Raw genomic sequence first — 19,391 nt, forward strand, 5'->3', positions numbered from 1 at the left:
TGTAACTCCGCCCGTTGCTTGAAGGGTAAGTGCGTCGTGCGCGTCGCCGCGTCGTGCGTGGCGCACGCATGCCCATCTTCTGTTTCGTCGTATCGCGACCCGAAGGACTCGACAATGACCTACTCCCGCACCGCTGGGGCGCAAGGACAGGACTCGCCGGACGGCGGTTGGTCGGAAAAGATCGCCATCATCGGTATCGGGTGCCGGTTGCCCGGCGGCGCGTCAGACTACCGGACGTTCTGGCAGAACATCGTCAATGGTCGGGACTGCATTACCGCGACACCCCCCGACCGCTACGATGTCGCCACGCTGGGCAGCCGGGACAAATCGAAACCGGGGCGACTGGTCGGTGGGCGGGGCGGCTACATCGACGGGGTGGCCGAATTCGACCCCGCCTTCTTCGGAATCAGCCCCCGCGAGGCCGAACACATGGACCCGCAGCAGCGCAAGCTGCTGGAGGTCAGTTGGGAGGCCCTCGAAGACGGTGGACAGAAGCCGGCGGAACTGGCCGGGCGGGACATCGGGGTCTTCGTCGGCGCGTTCACTCTGGACTACAAGATCCTGCAGTTCGCGGACCTGAGCTTCGAGACGCTGGCGGCGCACACGGCGACCGGAACCATGATGACGATGGTGTCGAACCGCATCTCGTACTGCTTCGACTTCCGTGGGCCCAGCGTGTCGATCGACACCGCGTGCAGTTCCTCCCTGGTCGCCGTACACCTGGCCCGGCAGAGCCTGCTACGCGGGGAGATCGACCTCGCGCTCGCCGGCGGGACCCTGCTGCACCTGACCCCGCAGTACACCATCGCCGAGACCAAGGGCGGGTTCCTGTCCCCGGAAGGTCGCTCACGCACCTTCGACGCGTCGGCCAACGGGTACGTCCGGGCCGAGGGCGTCGGTGTGGTCGCCCTGAAACGGCTGCCGGACGCGCTGCGCGACGGCGACCCGATCCACGCCGTGATCATCGGCAGCGGAGTCAACCAGGACGGCCGTACCACCGGCATCACCGTGCCCAACGGCGACGCGCAGCGCACGCTCATCGAGCGGGTGTGCGCCGAGGCCGGAATAGTGCCGGGCAACCTGCAGTACGTGGAAGCGCACGGCACCTCCACCCCGGTGGGCGACCCGATCGAGGCCGACGCGCTCGGCCGGGCGTTGGCGATCGGCCGAGCGCCCGGGCAGACCTGCTATGTCGGCTCGGTGAAGACGAACATCGGACACACCGAGTCCGCCGCCGGCATCGCCGGCCTGATCAAGACCGCGCTGTCGGTCAAACACCGCGTCATCGCCCCGCACATCAACCTCGACCAGATCAGCTCCGACATCGATCTGGCGTCGCTGCCGTTCGAGATCCCCACCGAACCCCTGCCGTGGCCGCCGCACCAGGGACCGGCGCGGGCCGGGGTCAACTCGTTCGGATTCGGCGGGACCAACGCCCACGTGCTGATCGAGGAACCTCCGCAGCGGTCGGTGGCCACCACGCCGACGGCCGGCTCACCCGCGTACACCATTCTTCCGCTGACCGCCCGCGACCCCGAGGCCCTGCCGGCGCTCGCCGCGGGCGTCCTCGACGAGTTGACCGGGGCCGACGGCCGTCAGCCTGTCGCGCTGGCCGATCTCGGCTACACACTCGCGCGCCGTCGGCAGCACCACGAGCACCGCCTGTCCGTCGTCTACCCCAACCGGCCGCCGGTGCACTCGAAGCGGGCGGCGCTGGCCGACACCCTGGCCACCTACCTGCGCGGCGAGCCGCATCCACACGTGCTCGTCGACCAGCGGCGCGACCCGCACGAGCGGGCCCTCGTGTGGGTGTTCACCGGTATGGGCCCGCAGTGGTGGGCGATGGGCCGGCAACTGTACGCCGACGAACCGGTGTACCGGCGGGCGATCGACCGTTGCGACGAGGCGATCCGGCGGCTCACCGGCTGGTCGTTGATCAACGAGCTGAACGCCGACGAGGTCGACTCGCACATGGCCGAGACCTGGCTCGCGCAGCCGGCCAACTTCGCGGTCCAGGTCGGCCTGGCGACGCTGTGGCGCAGCTACGGGGTGCGCCCCGATGCGGTCGTGGGGCACAGCACCGGCGAGGTGGCGGCCTTCTACGAAGCCGGTGTCTACTCCCTCGACGACGCCGTGCGGATCGTCGTACACCGCAGCCGGCTGCAGCAGAAGCTCGTGGGCACCGGCACCATGCTCGCCGTCGGACTGACGCAGGCCGAGGTCGAGCACCGGATCCGGCCCTACGGCGAGCGGATCTCCGTCGCCGCGGTCAACAGCCCCGGCGCGGTGACCCTCGCCGGTGACGAGGGCGCCCTCGCCGAGGTCGCCGCCGCTCTCACCGCCGAACAGGCGTTCGCCAAGTTCGTCGCGGTACGGGTGCCGTACCACAGCGCCGCGATGGAAATGATCAAGGATGAACTGCTCATCTCGTTGCGCGGTCTCACCCCACGCGACGCCCAGGTGCCGCTCTACCTCACCGGGCAGGACGGCCTGGCGCGCGGCCCCGAACTCGACGCCGACTACTGGTGGCGCAACGTGCGCGACAGCGTACGGTTCCACGGCGCGGTCGACCGGCTGATCGACGACGGGTACCGCCTGTTCGTCGAGATCGGCCCGCACCCGGTGCTCGGCTACTCCATCCAGGAATGCCTGGCCGGCCGGGACACGCAGGGCCGTACGCTGCCCTCGATCAGGCGCGGGGAAGACGAACCGCAGCGGATGGCCCTGTCCCTCGCCGCACTGCACAACCTCGGCGTGGAGATCGCCTGGGACGCCCTGCAGCCGGCCGGAACGCCGGTGCCGCTGCCCCGCTACCCGTTCAAGCGTGACCGCTACTGGGTGGAGCCGCGTCCGGTCGCGCAGGTCCGGCTCGGGCTGCGGGACCATCCACTGCTGGGCCGGCGACTGTCCAGCGCCGAACCCACCTGGGAGGCGAAGCTCGACACCGAGGACCTGCCGTACCTGGACGACCACCGGATCCAGGGCAACGCGGTGTTCCCGGCCGCCGGCTACCTCGAAATGGCGGCGCAGGCGGTCCGGGCCCTCACCGGCGGCGGCGCGGCGACGCTGGCCGACGTCGAGCTGCGCAGGGCCCTGTTCCTGCCCGCCGGTGAGACCCGGACCGTACAGCTGTCGGTGGCCGCCGGGACCGGCGAGTTCACCGTGGCCTCGATCGCCGGCGACGCCGCCGACCACCCCGTACACGCCACCGGGGTCCTGCTCGCCGGCCAACCCGGCCGACGTGTGCGCCGGTTCGACCCGGGCCCGGTGCGGCGGCGGCTGGGGCGCCACCTCGACAGCGCGCAGTGCTACGCGGACCTCGCCGCCCTCGGCTACCACTACGGCCCGGCCTTCCAGGGCATCGAGCAGGTGTGGGTCGGCCCGGACGAGGCACTGGCCCGGATCCGGCCGCCGGCCGTGCTGGGCGACTCCGCCGACGGCTACCACGTCCACCCGGCGCTGCTCGATGCCTGCTTCCAGGCCCTGCTGACGCCGCAGCTGCTCGATGTCCGGCGTGGCGACGACAGGCAGACCGGCATCCGGCTGCCGTTGTCCATCGCGGAGGTACGCCTCGATCCGGTCGGTGACCAGACGCTGTGGGCGCACGCGCGGATCGTGCGCCGCGACGCCGACGAACTGGTCGGTGACATCGCGGTCTACGCCGATGACGGCACGTCGGTGGGTCACGTCGGTGGCTTTCGCGCCGCCGACGTGGAGAAAGCCACCGCCGCCGTCGGTCTCGGTACGATCGACAGCTGGCTCGCCGAACTCCGGTGGGTGCGGCGAGACCCGCTGACCGATGTCGACGGTCCGGGTGATGATGTCGACGATCCGGGCGATCCGGGCGATCCGGACGCGACGTCCACCGCCGAGCGTTGGCTGGTCCTCGCCGACCGGGACGGTCTCGGCGAGGAACTGGCCGATCTCGTGACGGCCCGTGGCGGTCACTGCCATCTCGTACGGCCGGGAGCTGAATTCCACCTCGACCCCGAGGGCGTCGCGTCGACGGTGCGCCCGGGTCACGCTCACGACCTGCACCGGTTCTTCGCGCAGCTGCGGGCGGCCGGCGTCGGACCGTTCGGCGCGGTGGTGCACCTGTGGGGCCTGGACCTGCCGTCGCTGGATCGGGCCGCCGCCGACGAGTTCGCCGAGTACAACAGCGTTGGTGTCTATTCCCTGATCGTCCTCGCCCAGGCGCTGCTCGCCCAGGGCGGTGCCGGCCGGCTGCACGTCGTCGCCAGAGGCACCCAGGCCGTCGCGACCACCGATCCGGTGCGGCCCGTCGGCGCGTCCGCCTGGGGCGTCGGCCGGGTGCTGCGGCATCAGGAACTGCTCGACCATCCCGGCAAGCTGATCGACCTCGATCCGGCCGGCGGCCGGGACCGGGCGGCCCGGCGGGCGGAGGCGGTGGCCCTGCTGCGGGAGATGGCCGTCGACGACGAAGACGAGATCGCCCTGCGGGGTGACCACCGGTACGCCAGCCGGTTGCGCCCGGCCGACGAGCTGACCCGGCCGTTGCCGCTGCGCCTACGCGCCGACGGTGCCTACCTGGTGACCGGCGCGTTCGGTGCCCTCGGCCGGCTGCTGTGCCGCACCCTGGTGCGCCGGGGCGCCCGCCGGCTGATCCTGCTCGGGCGCAGCCCGGTCCCACCCCGGCAGCGGTGGGGCGAGCCGGACTGGGACGACGCGGTGCGCGACCGGATCGACTTCCTCAGGGAGTTGGAGTCGCTCGGCTGCCAACCGATCCTGGCCCGGCTCGACGTCACCGACGAGGCCGCGCTGACCGGTTGGCTGGCCGACTACCGCGCCGGCCAGGCACCGCCGATCCGGGGCGTGTTCCATCTCGCCGGTCAGGTACGCGACACGCTGCTCGCCGAGATGGACCGGGCGGCGTTCGACGCCGCGTACGACCCAAAGGTGCTCGGCGCCTATCTGCTGCACCGCCACCTGGGCGATGAGCCCGTGGAGCACTTCGTCCTGTTCGCTTCGATCGCCTCCCTGCTGACCACCGCGGGGCAGAGCAACTACGCCGCCGGCAACGCCTTCCTGGACGCGCTGGCCCAGCACCGCCGCGCCGCCGGGCTGCCGGCGCTGAGCCTGGACTGGGGTCCGTGGGCCACCGGCATGATCGAGGAACTCGGCCTGGTCCACCACTACCGGCACAGCCGCGGCATGAGCTCGTTGTCGCCGGAGGCGGGCATGGCGGTGCTGGAGCGGGTGATCGGGCAGGACCGCGCGCAGTTGCTGGTGACCACCATCGTGGACTGGCCGACCTTCCTGTCCTGGTATGCCAGCGCGCCGCCGCTGGTGGCCGACCTCGCGGCGACGGCGGTGCAGGCGCCGGCCGTCGACGGCGACAGCTTCCTGGACGTGTTCCGCGACGCCGGCGACGACCGGCGGCGGCGCGAGTTGCTCGGCGAGCGGTTCAGCACGGTGGTGGCCACCGTGCTGCGGGTGCCGCCGGAACGGGTGGATCCGGCGTCCAGCATCACCGCGCTGGGCCTGGACTCGCTGCTCGCCATGGAGTTGCGGGCCCGGATCGCCGCCGAGATCCACGTCGCACTGCCGGTGGTCGCGCTGCTCGGCGGCGCACCGCTCGCCGATCTGATCGACCAGGCGTACGACGGGCTCGTCGAACTGCTCGCCACCGACACCGGTCCGGACGGCGCCGGCACCGGCACCGACGTCGAGGTGTTCACCGACGAGCAACGCTATCCGTTGACCCAGAACCAGCAGGCACTGTGGTTCCTCAAGCAGCTCAACCCGGACGGCTTCGCCTACAACATCGGTGGCGCGGTCGAGGTACGGGTCGAGCTGGAGCCGGAGCTGATGTTCGAGGCGGTCCGTGCCCTCATCGCGCGTCATCCGAGCCTGCGGGCGAACTTCCGGCTCGAACAGCACCAGCCGGATCCGGGCCGGCCTGCCGGCCGCCGCGAGTCGGATCCGGGCCGGCCTGCCGGCCGCCGCGAGTCGGATCCGGGCCGGCCTGCCGGCCGCCGCCAGCCGGTGCAGCGGATCTCGCCGGAGATCCGGGCCGACGTCGCGGCGTTCGACGTGCGCGACCAGGCATGGGACGACGTCTACCAGATGATCATCCAGGAGTACCGCCGTCCGTACGACCTCGAACGCGACCCGCTGGTGCGCTTCCGCCTGTTCCACCTCGGACCACGGCGCTGGGTGATCATGAAGGCCGTCCACCACATCATCTCGGACGCCATCTCCACGTTCACCTTCATCGAGGAACTGCTCGCCAGCTACGAGGGGCTGCGCCAGGGTACGCCCGTCCAACTGCCCCCGCCGTCCGCCCGCTACCTGGACTTCCTGAACTGGCAGAACCGGTTCCTGGCCAGCTCACAGGCTCGCAGGTCGCTCGACTACTGGCGGGCGCACCTGCCGGCCGAGGTGCCGATCCTCAACCTGCCCACCGACAAGCCACGTCCGGTGGTGCAGACCAACAACGGCGCGTCGGAGTTCTTCACCCTCGACCCGGATCTCACCGCACGGGTGCAGACGCTGGCCCGCGACCACAACGCGACCGTGTTCATGGTGCTGCTGTGCGCCTACTACGTCCTGCTGCACCGCTACTGCGGGCAGGACGACGTCATCGTGGGCAGCCCGGTGACCGGGCGGACCGCCGAGGAGTTCGCCTCGGTCTACGGGTACTTCGTCAACCCGTTGCCGCTGCGTGCCGACCTGTCCGGCGATCCGTCGATCGCCGACCTGCTGGCGCAGGTCCGCGCCACGGTGCTGGGCGGGCTGGACAACCAGGAGTATCCGTTCGTGCTGCTGGTGGAGCAGCTCGGCCTGCAACACGACCCCAGCCGTTCGGCGGTCTTCCAGGCGATGTTCATTCTGCTCACCCACAAGGTGGCGACGCAGAAGTACGGCTACCGGCTGGAGTACATCGAGCTGCCGGAGGAGGAAGGGCAGTTCGACCTGACGCTGTCGGTCTACGAGGACGAGGCCGACCACCGGTTCCACTGCGTCCTCAAGTACAACACCGACCTGTTCCTGCCGCAGACGGTACGGCGGATCACGGGGCACTACGTCCAGCTGCTCGACACGATGACCAGATCGGCGGCCGGGCAGCCGGTCCGCCGACTGGAACTACTCGGCGTCGAGGAACGCGAACGCCTGCTCGACCGGTGGAGCGGCGCACGGCAGCGGGCCGGGTACGACATACCCGTCCATGAGCTGGTCGTCCAGATCGCCGCGCAGCGGCCGGACACCGCCGCCGTCGTGACACCGGCCGGAACCGGTGGCACGGCCGCCGTGCCGACGCACGCCCGCCGGCTCGACTACGCCACCCTGGAACGGCGGTCACGGTACCTCGCGCATCGGCTGCGCCGCCTCGGCGTACGCGACGGCGCGGTGGTCGCGCTCTGTCTGGACAAGTCCCCGGAGCTGGTCGTCGCGGTGCTCGCGGTGCTCCGGGCGGGTGGTGCGTATCTGCCGCTGGACGCCGACTATCCGGCGGAGCGGCTGACGTACATGCTGCGCAACGCCGGTGCCAGCCTGGTGCTCACCGACGGCGCGGCCCGCGACCGGCTGTCCGACCTGCCCGGGACATCCGGTCCGGTGCTGGAGCTGGGCCCGCTGTTGCGACAGGCGGAGGACGAACCCGACGCCACCCTCGACGTGCACGTCGACCTCGACGACCCGGCCTACGTCATCTACACCTCCGGCTCGACCGGGCTACCGAAGGCGGTCCAGGTCACTCACCGCAACCTCGCCGCGGTGTACGCCGGCTGGCGGCAGGAGTACCGCCTCGACGAGGTGCGGGCGCACCTGCAGATGGCCAGCTTCGCCTTCGACGTGTTCGCCGGGGACCTCGTCCGCGCCCTCTGCTCCGGCGGCACCCTGGTCCTGGTCGACCGGGACCTGCTGTTCAACACCGACCGGCTGTACCGCACCATGGTCGACGAACGCGTCGACTGCGGCGAGTTCGTTCCCGCCGTCGTACGCGGGCTGCTCAGCTACTGCGAGCGGCAGGGGCGTCGGCTGGAATTCCTGCGGCTGCTGATCGTCGGCTCCGACATCTGGAAGGTCGAGGAGTACCAGCGGCTGCGTTCGCTCGGCGGCCCGCACACCCGGGTGGTCAACTCGTACGGCCTGACCGAGGCGACCATCGACAGCACCTACTTCGAGGGGCCGGTGGACACCCTCGACCCCGGTCACGTCGTGCCGATCGGGCGGCCGTTGCCCAACAGCGCCGTCTACCTGCTCGACGCGAACGGTGAGCTGGTGCCGCCCGGCGTACCGGGCGAGCTGTGGGTCGGCGGCGACGGCGTCGCGACCGGTTACGTCGGCGACGCCGAGCAGACCGCGCACCGCTTCGTCACCCGTACGTTGAGCCGTCGGACGGACGCCGCCGCGCTGCGGCTCTACCGCACCGGGGACCTCGCCCGGTGGGGCGCCGACGGCGCGCTGCACCTGCTGGGCCGGGCGGACACACAGGTCAAGGTCCGCGGACACCGGATCGAGACCGGCGAAGTCGAGTCCCGGCTGAAGGCCCGGCCCGAGGTGACGGAGGCGGTGGTCGTGGTCCGCCCGGACGCCAGCGGCGAGCCAGTGCTGTGCGCGTACTGCGTGCCGACCGACGGCGCGGTGCTGGACCGGCGGGAACTGCGCGGCCACCTCGCCGATCATCTGCCGAGCTTCATGATCCCGGCGCACATCGGGCAGCTGGCCGCGCTGCCGCTGACCGCCAACGGCAAGGTCGACGTGGCGGCGCTGCCGCCGCCCGGCCCGGCAGACGCCGACCAGGGGCGGCACGATCCGCCGGTGACGCTGTACGAGACCCGGATGGCCGAACACTGGCGGGCGCTGCTCAACCTCGACGAGGTCGGACTGCAGCAGGACTTCTTCGACATCGGCGGGAGTTCGATCAAGCTCGTTGAGCTGATCTACGGCCTGCAGGCCGAGTTCAACATCGAGATCCCGGTCAGCCGGCTGTTCCAGATCACCACCCTGCACGGCATGGCCAAGACGGTGGAGGACATCGTCACCGGCCAGCTCGCCGGCGGCCAGCCGTACCTCACCTTCAATCCGGCGGACCGGCCGACGCTGTTCTGTTTCCCGCCCGCCGGCGGGCACGGGCTGATCTACCGGCAGTTCGTCACGCAGCTGCCGGAGTACCACGTCGTCGGGTTCAACCACATTCCGGGCGACGACAAGGTCACCCGGTACGCGGACCTGGTCGACGGACTGCAGCCGGCGGACGACTGCCGGCTGCTCGGCTACTCGCTCGGCGGCAACCTCGCCTTCGAGGTGGCGAAGGAACTCGAACGCCGGGGTCGCACGGTGCGGCACGTGGTGATCGTCGACTCGTACCGCATCGGCGAGGTGTTCGAGTTCGGTCCGGAGCAGTTCGCCGCGTTCGAGCGGGAACTCGCCGAGCACCTGCGCCGGCACACCGGCTCGACGGTCGTCGCCCAGGAGATCCGGGAACAGGCCCGGGAGTACATCGAGTTCTGCGCCCGGACGCCGAACCTGGGCAGCGTCGCGGCTCCGGTGACGGTCATCAGCGACCAGGACAAGGCGCAACTCTACGTGGCCGGCAGCCGTGGCAGCTGGGCCGGCGCCTCGACCAGCCACGACGCACTGCTCGCCGGGTTCGGCAGCCACGCCGAGATGTTCGACCGGGAGTACGTCGCCCGCAACGCCGGGCTGGTCCGTGACGTCCTCGGCAGCGTCGACGGAGTTGCCGCGTCCGTGCCGCACGACCCATCGCTCGCCCAGTGGACCGACCATCGAGGAGGCACCGACCATGCCAGGACGTGATTCCGCCAGAGAAACGATAATCATTATCGGTGGTGGCCTGGGTGGCCTTTCCACCGGTTGCTACGCCCAGATGAACGGCTATCGGACGCACACTTTCGAAATGCACGAGCTGCCAGGTGGCTGCTGCACCGCTTGGGACCAGGGTGACTTCACCTTCGACTGGTGCGTGAGCTGGTTGCTCGGCAGCGGGCCGGGCAACGACATGTACCAGATCTGGCTCGAGCTGGGCGCGCTGCAGGGGAAGCAGATGCGCGACTTCGAGACGTTCAACATCGTCCGTGGCCGCGACGGCCGGACCGTCTACTTCTACTCCGATCCCGATCGGCTGCAGGCGCACCTGCTGGCGCACTCACCCGCCGACGCGCGGCTCATCCGCGACTTCTGCGCCGGGGTGCGTACCTTCAAGAAGCTGCTCAACGCCTATCCGTTCCTCAAGCCGGTCGGGCTGATGGGCCGGTGGGAGCGGTGGCGGATGCTCGCCGCCTTCCTGCCGCACTTCAACACCATCCGCAAGTCGATCACGACCTTGATGACCGACTACTCCGCCAGGTTCACCGACCCGCTGTTGCGGGAGGCGTTCAACTTCATCCTGTACGAGCGGCACGCCGCTTTTCCGGTGCTGCCGTTCTACTTCCAGCTCGCGGCGCACGCTGGGCGCACCGCCGGGGTGCCGGAGGGCGGCTCGCTGGGGCTGGCCCGCTCGATCGAGCAACGTTACCTGCGGCTCGGCGGCACGATCACGTACAACGCGAAGGTCGACGAGGTGCTCGTCGAGGACGACCGGGCGGTCGGTGTCCGGCTCAGTGACGGCAGCGAGCACCGTGCCGACATCGTCGTCGCCACCTGCGACGGGTACACCACGACCACCAGGCTGCTGGGCGGGCGCTACCTCAACGAGACCTACCGGCGGCTGTACACCGAGGCCGTCGACGAGCCCGGTCAGATCTACCCCGGGTACGTCAGCGCGTTCTTCGGCCTGAACCGGCCGTACCCGGACGCCGACCCCTGCACCACCCACCTGCTGACCCCGCAGGAAGCCACCGGCCTGGTCGGCATCGGCGAACACCCGAGCATCAACGTCCAGTTCCGCAGCCGGCACTACCCGGAGTTGTCCCCGGCGCAGACCTCGGTCGTGTTCGTCACCTTCTTCTCCGACACCGGTACCTGGCGCGAGCTGGTGGAAGGGCCGGAACAGGCCAGCCGGGTGCGTAAGGGCGAGTTGCTGCACACCCTGCGGGTACGGCGGGGACGGGCCTACTACGCCGCGAAGCGGCAGGTCCGTGGCGCCCTGCTCAACCTGCTGGACCAGCGCTATCCGGGGTTGGCCGACGCGGTTGTCGCGCACGACATCGCGACACCGCTGACCCAGATCCGCTACACCGCCAACCACGACGGTTCGATCGCCGGCTGGCAGCCGTTCGTCGACGCCGGCGAGACGATGGAGAAGGAACTCGAAAAGCACGGCCCGGTGCTGCCCGGCCTGGCCAATTTCTACCTGGCCGGCGTCTGGACCACCATCGGCGGGCTCATCCGGGCCGCCGCCAGTGGCCGCCACGTCGTGCAGTTCATCTGCCGCGACGACGGCCGGCCCTTCACCGCCAGCATCGACGAGACGGCGCCGCCGCCCACCCAGGTGCTGGTGCCCGTCCCCGCCAAACCCTCCCCGGCCTTCGTGGTCGAGGGGCACCCGTCCGTTCTCACCCGGCAAGGAGCCTGAGTTGAAGATCGAGAAGTGGGTCGTACGCGAGCACCTCGACGGCGTCCCCGATGCCGCCCGGATCTACGAGAAGACGATCGAGGAGGTCCCGGTCGCGCTCGGCGACGACGAGATGCTGTTCCAGACCAGGTACGTCTCGGTCGACCCGTACCTGCACGGGCTCGCCCTGGAGACGCCGATCGGCCAGCACATGGTCGCCGACTCCATCATGGAGGTGGTCGAGGCCGGGCCGAAGGCCCGCTTCCAGGTGGGCGACCTGGTCCAGGGCTACGGCGGGTGGCGCAGCCACGTCGTCGGGACCGGCGGCGAGGTGCTGTGGCAGGGCGAGACGTTCCCGATGGTGTTTCCCGCGTACCGCAAGCTGAATCCGGCCCACTACGACGATGTCCTGCCGGTGTCGACGGCGCTGGGGATCATGGGAGGACCGGGGATCACCGCGTGGGGCACCCTGGCGTACTTCATGACCCTCCGGCCCGGTGACACGCTGGTGATCAGCGGAGCTTCGGGCGCCATCGGGACGCTGGTCGGGCAGCTCGCCAAACGGGCCGGGGCGCGCGTGGTGGGCAGCACCGCGTCTGCGGAGAAGGTCCCGTTCCTCACCGAGCTCGGCTTCGACGCCGTCGTCGAGTACCGGCACGGCGACGAGCCGGGCCGGGTGCGCGAGGCCCTGGTCAAAGCCGCTCCCGACGGTGTCGACAGGTATTTCGACAACCTCGGCGGCACGATCACCGACATGGTCTTCACCATGCTGAACGTGCACAGCCAGGTCGCGGTCTGCTGGCAGTGGGCCACCCAGGTGGGCCGGGAACAGACCGGGCTGCGGTTGCTGCCGATGATCATGTATCCCCGGGCGACCATCCGGGGCATCTTCGCCCACGAGTGGTTCACCGAGGAGAACCTGTCGGCGATGCGCGACGAGCTCGGTGGCATGCTCCGGCGCGGCGAGTTGACCTACCAGCAGACCCTCCACCATGGATTCGATCAGATCCCGAACGCCTACCGCAGCCTCTACCTGGACCGAGCGGCGAACCGGGGCAAGGTCCTGGTCACCGTGTAGCCGGTGCCGACCCGCGCCGCGCTGAACAGTTCGAATCCCTTCGGGCGCGCAAAGTAGAAGCCCTGACCAGCGGAAACGTTGGTCAGGGCGACAAGCTTGTCTAGGCGAATTCGAACTGTCCCCTGAAACCCCCGATAAGTGCTACCTCCGCGACCCGTCGACGGAGCCTGGCGCACGCGATGTCGATACGCGGGAGCGCCGCCCATTCTCGGAAGAGTATTCTGAAAGCGTTCGAGCGGGCGTGAACCAGAAAACGCCGTTCAACTTTCCGATCCGAGACCCTTTCCTGCCGGTTAATCATTTCTCGATGACCTCATCTGCTCTAGCGAAGTAGCAGCATTGCAGGCCGAGAATCCTCGACGTCATTTCGGGCTCTGGCCCGCTGGGCGCAGCCATGTTCTCAACAGCGCGGCGCTAGATATAAGTCAATGATGTCGATGGTGGGTTTCGGGCCCTAATCCGCTGGATAGACGCTGGTACCGTTGCGCCCGCCCGTGGCAACTCGACATGACCGCCGCGTGATGTGCCATGTTCGAGGCGACTCGTCGCCTCTACTCCACGGGCGATGCGACCGTTCGCAATACTCGCTCGGCCAGCCGTCCCAGTGTCGCTCAGCCGTTTACGGAGTCGCTTTTCGCCACGATCAAGACCGGACTACCGGACCGGAGGGCGTGGTCGACCAGGGCCGCCGCCCGTGCGGCGGTTTCGAGTGGGTCGAGGGGCGGTACAACACCCACCGTCGTCATTCCACCTTGGATTACATGAGTCCAGTCGAATATGAAGCGGCCTATTCCCAGAGGTCAACCAGCAAGGTAGCGTGAGATCAACTTGCCGACCCTGTCCGTCAAACCGGGTCGACCCCATGTGCTCTCCCGACCACGATCCGATGCCCCGTGTACGGGTGGACAGTGATCGCGTGTCGCAGCGAGTAATGGCGCAGTGCTCCTAGACACAAACGAGAGGGTTCCATGATGAAGATGAGTAAAAGTCGGTTGCGCCGACTGGTCGCGCTGGCGGCCGGGTCGGCGTTGGCGACGGGGGCGGTGTTGATGCCGTCGTCGGGCGCGCCCGCCGCGGAGGGCCCCGCGCCCGATCCTGTGGATATCCGGGTGCTGGCGGGGATCCACACCGATGCGGTGTCGACGTTCCTCGACGACGGCGTGTTGGAGCTCGACCTGAAGGCTGATGTGCCCGAAGGGAACGGGACCCGGTTCGCGGACGAGGACGTGTGGTTCCACGTGACCGATGCGGCGCAGGTGTCGGTGCCGTCGGGGTTCGAGTTCATCGCGCCGGTCGATTCCACGGTGTGGATCGCGCCGGAGACGAACCCGAACGGTCCGGATAAGCCGGCTCGGTTGTGGCCGGGGTTCTCGACCGAGTCGATCGCGCTGGGTGCGATCGATGACGACGAGACGAGCCTCACCCTGGTGGGCGTGGACGGTCCGGGTGCTCTGGAGTTGTTCACGAACCCTCCGCCGTTTGGCGGTGACGTGACCCGGTTGTGGTCGTCGGATGAGTCCGGGTTCGAGTCGTTCACGGTGGGTCGGACGCATATGCACGCGAACTGGGCGTTCACCGCAGCAGGTACCTATGAGGTGACCGTCGAAGCGTCAGTGGCGATCAGTGGGGTGACCCAGACCGACACCGCCACCTACACCTTCGTCGTCGGTGGACTGCCTGAGCAGGTGGTGACGTCGACGGAAATGCATGTACACGGCGACTCCGCGGTCACCGTCGGGACGGACGTGGAGTTCCACGCGACGGTGTCACCGTCGACCGTCGAGGGCTACGTCGAGTACTACGACGGGTCGACGGTGCTCGGCCACGAGCCGGTCGTCGATGGCGAAGCTGAGTTCGAGACCGACGCACTCACCGTCGGCTCCCATGATGTGACCGCGGTATTCGTGCCAGCGGTCACCAACCTGGCGGCCGGCTCGACATCGGATCCGGTGACGGTGACGGTCACCAACGACGATGGCGTCGAGTTCGCGCTGACCGGCATCGAGGACTCCTACCAGCCCGGCGACACACTCACGGCCACCGTCGTCGGCCACACGTTGGATCCCGACGTCGCCTCCTACGGCCAGAAGTTCGCTTACTACATCCGACAGGTCGGCAGCACCACTGCCAGGAGCCTCGGAATCCCCACCACGTCCTACACCCTGTCTCGGGTCCTGGGAGCCAACGACGACGGCTACGAGCTCAGCGTCCAGCTGCGCAACTGCACCAGTTACGGATGCTCGTCGTCTTCCACTCACACGGTGGTGGGACAGACCGCGTGGGTGCCGATCAACGTCGTGACCGAGGGCACCCCGCCAACGGTCTCGCTCGTCTCGGGCGCCACGGAGATGTACCCGGGTGACACCATACGGATCGAGGCCTCCGGTCTGAACCTTGCCGACGGCGAGACGACGAAGTGGGTGTGGCACGTGGTGGGGGGCACGTGGAACGATTTCAGTTCCACTTTGCTACCGGTCGCCGAGGAGGCGTCCCTGGAGCTGACCCAGAGCTACCTCGTGGACTGCGGCGGCTGCTCCGGTGAGGCCGCGATCCAGGTGTTGAACGTCGACGGGATCGTGGTCCGCCAGTCCTCCAACGCGATTTCCTTCACGCAGACGTTCTACGAGTTGCTCGTCGACGGGCTCCAACCGCTCTACATGGACGGCGCCACCACCAACGTCACGGGGCAGATCTACCCCGTGCGGGAATCCGACGCGAACCTCACCTACCAGTGGCTGTTCTACACGAGCAGCTCCGACCTCGCCACCAACGACAACGCCCAGGTGTGGGGTGAAGCCACGGGCTCGATCCCGCCGCTCGAGCACCAGGTCACGATGGCCGACAACGAGGGCTACCTGATCCTCGTCGCCCTCAAGCCTGGGCACCAGGCCCTGGGGCCGCGGACCGAAAACTATGGAGGCCGGGTGGGGCAAAGCCAGACCCAGCGGGTCTACGTCACCGACGACCCCGATGCGCAGCTGTTCTTCTTCGACGCCCTCTCCGACCACTACCACCAAGGCAACGGGATCGGTTTGAACCTCACCGTGGGCCCACCGCCGTTGGAGGACGACGAAATCATCTGGGAGTGGATGTGGCCAGGCGGTGGGTGGGAGACCTACCCGGGTGCCTCGGGCGAGAGCCACGCGCTGACCGCCGAGCAGGCGCTTGACGGTCTGCAGGTGCGTGCGACGCTCGACTTCGCCGACCCCGACAAGGAGTCCCTGGTCGCAGGGCCGCTGACCATCCACGTCGACGACCACGGCGCGTCTGCGCGGCAGAAGCCGACGATCGGCGGTGAAACGGCCTACGGCGTGGGTGACACGGTCCTACTGTCGGTGGAGTTGCCGGCGGACGGTCCGACAATCCTGACCGATCATCTGTGGGAGCGTCAGGCCATGGGCTCCGATGACTGGACGCCGGTCGCCGGTGAGTCCGGGGCAACTCTGTCGTTTGCGGCGGCTGAGGCCGATGACGGTGCGTCCTATCGGGTGTCGATCCTCACCCCGGCCGGTGTGCTGGCATACGGGCCCTCGCCGGCGGTCGCCCTCTCGGTCCAGGATGCCGGTGGTGCGCCGCCGGTGTCCCAGACGATCGTGGCGACGTTGGACGAGAGCCAGGGCGCGCTGGTGGTATCGGTCGACCCGGACGATCGCGAAGTGATCATGTCGCCAGCGCAGCTGGCGGGTTCGAATGACCGGTGGGAGTCCAGTGGCGTGTTGCGACCGGTCACCGTGACCGACACACGTTCGGGTGCTCCTGGCTGGTCGGTATCGGCCCAGGTCGGTGACTTCACCAATGACGAGGCGAGCTTCTCGTCCAGCTATCTCGGCTGGACCCCGCGACTCCTCGACAGCAGTGATGGCCAGGTCGTCACGCCTGGTGCCGTGGTGGCGCCGGGATTCCCGACCGGTGCCGGGTTGTCGATGGGTGCCGGGTTGGCGTCGTCGGCTGCCGGTCAGAGTCTGGGGACCGCCGTGCTCGACGCCAACCTGTCGCTGATGCTGCCGACATCGACACCGCTTGGCGCCTACGACGCGCTGGTGACGATCACCGCCATCTGACCGTACACGTGGACGGGTCCGGGTCGCACCGCCCGGGCCCGTCCACAGCCGGCCGTCCGCCCCACAGCCTGCACCTCGATTCGGTCGCGTCCGCAGGGTGGGAAGACTATTCGTACGCCGTCCGGAACCAGGCGGCGTTCGTCGCAGTTCGCCGGTGTGCGTCGGTCAACTACGCGGCGGAGATCATCCCGCCTCAGAACAGTGGGAGCCGGTCCGCGGGCGTGTACCCCTCCAGGTAGCGGGCCGGCTCCGCGTCCAGCACGCCGGCCAGGGCGGCCCCGAACACGTCGCGGAAATCGGTGGTCGCCTTCAGGTCACCGTCGTCCAGGTCGGCGAGGCCGGGCTGCTCACCGTACAGGCCGCCGTCGACCCCCGGGCCGAGTACGAAGACCGGACCGGCGGTGCCGTGGTCGGTGCCGTCCGAGGCGTTGGCCCGCACCCGCCGGCCGAACTCGCTGTACACCAGCACCGAGGTCAGCCGGCCCGCCTCGGTGCCGGCCATCCGGGTGACGAAGGTGGTCAGTGCCTGGTCCAGCTCGGACAGCAGCCGTTCATGCCCGACGAGCTCCTGTGCGTGGGTGTCGAAGCCGCCGAGGCTCACCGAGTACACCGACGTCGGTACCCCGGCCTCGACACACTGGGCGACCAACATCAGCTGCGCAGCCAGCGCACTCGCCCCGCCGGTCGCGGTGCCCGGCAGGAAATCGTCGGGCGACCCTGACGGGCCGGCGGCGGTCTGCCGTGACTCACGCACCAGCGTGTCCATCGTGATCAGATCGGCGTACGAGCCGGCCGCCCGCGCCCGCATCGCCGGCTCACCCTCCTCGGCCTGCCCGAGCGGGGCCAGCACGGCGCTGGTCAGCCCGCCCGGCAGCTGCAACCCGTCGACACTCACGCACGCACCGGAGCGGCCCTCGCCGACCAGCAACGGAGGTAGCACCGACTCGAAACTCACCGCCGCTTCGACCGGCGCCCGGGTGCCGTCCAGCCACCTGCCGACCCAACCGGTCTGGATCGGTGCCTCCGGCGCGGCGGTCTGCCAGATGTCCATCGACCGGAAGTGGCTGCGGTCCGGCCGGGGGTAGCCGACGCCGAGCACCACGGCGAGCTGGCCTGCCTGCCAGAGCCCGTGCAGGCCGCCCAGCACCGGGTTGAGCCCGAGCTGGTGGTCCAGCCGCAGCACCTGCTCGGCCGGGTAGGCCAGCTCCGGGCGCGCCCGGTAGTAGGCCGGATCCGTGTACGGGACGACGGTGTTGAGCCCGTCGTTGCCGCCGTAGAGCGTGACGATGACCAGCTTGCGCCGTTGCCGGGCGGCCACGGCGGTGCTCGGGTCGGCGGTACGCAGCAGTGCGGCGAGGCTGAGCCCGGCGGCACCGGCGGCGATCGCGCCGGCTCCGGTGACCCCGGAGGCGATCAGGAACTTGCGTCTGGTCAGGGAATTCATCGCAGGCACCTCAGGTGACCAGGTATTCCGGACTGGCCAGGCCGAGCAGCAGCAGCTGGAGCTGGTCGGTGACCTCGCGTAGCCCGGCATAGGTTCGGTTCGTCCAGGTATCGATCGTCAGCAGGTTCGCCAGCGACTCCGGGTTCAACGACGGCAGCGACGGCATACCGACCAGGATCCGATTGGCCAGGCCCAGCCGGGCCTGGGCGGTGCCGGGGGTCAACCAGTTCGCCCCGGCCGGCCAGCCGCCGACGCTCGGCGGCGCGAACGGCACCTGGCCGAGCCGGTCCATGCTGTACAGCACCTGCCCGGTGGTCCGGTCGTCCCAGCCACCCGGCCGGATGCCCAACTGGCGTACCGCTCCGACCAGCCACTCCACCGGCTGCTTCACCAGCTCTCCGGCGCTGTCGGCAAAGGCCGCACTGGTGAACAGCACCCGCAACATGGCGACCGGATCGGGGAAGGCGGCGGCCATCGACTCCCGCACGTCGGCCGGGACGGGCCGCTGCGAGGAGGCGTAGCGGTGCCAGAGCCGGGCCGCGATGAACCGTGGACATTCCGGCCGGTCGAGCAGGAGGTCGACCAGATCGTCGGCGCCGAACGCGGCGCTACGGCCCAGGATCGTCTTGACCCCGTCGTCGTGCGAGCGTCTGACAAGGACCGACGTGCCGGAGGCATAGTCGATCCGCCATCCGGTGAGTGCCCGCCCAGCCTCCTTGACGTCCCGCTCGGTGTAGGCGCCGATGCCGAGCAGGAACAACTCCATCAGCTCCCGGCCGAAGTTCTCGTTCGCCGAACGGTGGTCGTTGAGCTGACCGTCCAACCAGAAGATCAGCGCGGGGTCGCGCACCATCCGGTGCGCCAGCGTCCGTACGTCGGCCGAGGCGCGCAGCGTCTGGTGCTGGCGCAGCATCAGCGAGGGCCGGATCACCTTGCGGATCGAGGTCGCCCAGTGCCCGTGCCAGAAGAAGACGAGCTTCTCCCGGACCTGATGGTCGGCGACACTCATCCGGTCCAGCCACCACCGGGTCAACCGCAGCGTCTGCTGCTCGCGGGCGCGGCTCGCCGCCTCCCACGCCGCCTGGTCCGCGTCGTCGAGCCCGTCGTAGGGATCGGGCCCGAGATCCGGCACCGGCGACGCGGAGGCACCCAGGTCGGGTCCGGCCGGGGCGACGAGCGCCGACACGGCCTGCGCGAAGCCGGTCCGCCGTGCCGCGGTCAGCTCGGCTGCGGTCGGCCCGAAACCGGACCGCCGCAGGAGCAACGCCACGTCGTCGGTCACCGCATCAATGTATGCGACCGTGACCGTGGTCGACAGCGGCGGTGGAC

General features: G+C 69.4%; 6 protein-coding genes. 4 read left to right on the forward strand and 2 right to left on the reverse strand.

Going from position 1 to position 19,391, the window contains the following annotated elements:
- The first annotated feature begins 114 nt into the window (after positions 1–114).
- The 4 genes from ACN27F_RS25015 (at position 115) to ACN27F_RS25030 (ending at position 16,618) form a co-directional block, all read left to right on the forward strand.
- Entirely contained in the window at positions 115–9,783 is a 9,669-nt protein-coding gene (locus tag ACN27F_RS25015) for an amino acid adenylation domain-containing protein (RefSeq protein WP_421437501.1), read from the forward strand.
- On the forward strand, positions 9,770–11,500 hold the full coding sequence (locus ACN27F_RS25020) for a phytoene desaturase family protein (RefSeq protein ID WP_421437502.1): 1,731 nt from the start codon (positions 9,770–9,772) through the stop codon (positions 11,498–11,500). The genes ACN27F_RS25015 and ACN27F_RS25020 overlap by 14 nt, the downstream gene beginning before the upstream one ends.
- A 1-nt stretch (position 11,501) precedes the next feature.
- Positions 11,502–12,557 (forward strand): MDR family NADP-dependent oxidoreductase, encoded by a 1,056-nt coding sequence (locus tag ACN27F_RS25025; RefSeq protein ID WP_421437504.1) that lies wholly within the window; start codon positions 11,502–11,504, stop codon positions 12,555–12,557.
- Positions 12,558–13,534: 977 nt separating this feature from the next.
- Positions 13,535–16,618 (forward strand): choice-of-anchor M domain-containing protein, encoded by a 3,084-nt coding sequence (locus ACN27F_RS25030; protein ID WP_421437505.1) that lies wholly within the window; start codon positions 13,535–13,537, stop codon positions 16,616–16,618.
- A 193-nt stretch (positions 16,619–16,811) separates the two neighbouring features.
- Here ACN27F_RS25030 and ACN27F_RS25035 read toward each other — a convergent pair whose 3' ends face one another.
- Positions 16,812–18,062 (reverse strand): DUF1501 domain-containing protein, encoded by a 1,251-nt coding sequence (locus ACN27F_RS25035; RefSeq protein ID WP_421437507.1) that lies wholly within the window; start codon positions 18,060–18,062, stop codon positions 16,812–16,814.
- Positions 18,063–18,072: 10 nt separating this feature from the next.
- Entirely contained in the window at positions 18,073–19,344 is a 1,272-nt protein-coding gene (locus ACN27F_RS25040; protein WP_421437509.1) for a DUF1800 domain-containing protein, read from the reverse strand.
- Positions 19,345–19,391: the final 47 nt, after the last annotated feature.

The sequence above is a fragment of the Solwaraspora sp. WMMB335 genome (assembly GCF_049179075.1).
Lineage (GTDB): Bacteria > Actinomycetota > Actinomycetes > Mycobacteriales > Micromonosporaceae > Micromonospora_E.

Bases quoted from the DNA above. Each gene is read 5' to 3' on its own strand.
- ACN27F_RS25015 (WP_421437501.1), top strand. From the start codon at position 115: ATGACCTACTCCCGCACCGCTGGGGCGCAAGGACAGGACTCGCCGGAC.
- ACN27F_RS25020 (WP_421437502.1), top strand. From the start codon at position 9,770: ATGCCAGGACGTGATTCCGCCAGAGAAACGATAATCATTATCGGTGGT.
- ACN27F_RS25030 (WP_421437505.1), top strand. From the start codon at position 13,535: ATGAGTAAAAGTCGGTTGCGCCGACTGGTCGCGCTGGCGGCCGGGTCG.
- ACN27F_RS25035 (WP_421437507.1), bottom strand. From the start codon at position 18,062: ATGAATTCCCTGACCAGACGCAAGTTCCTGATCGCCTCCGGGGTCACC.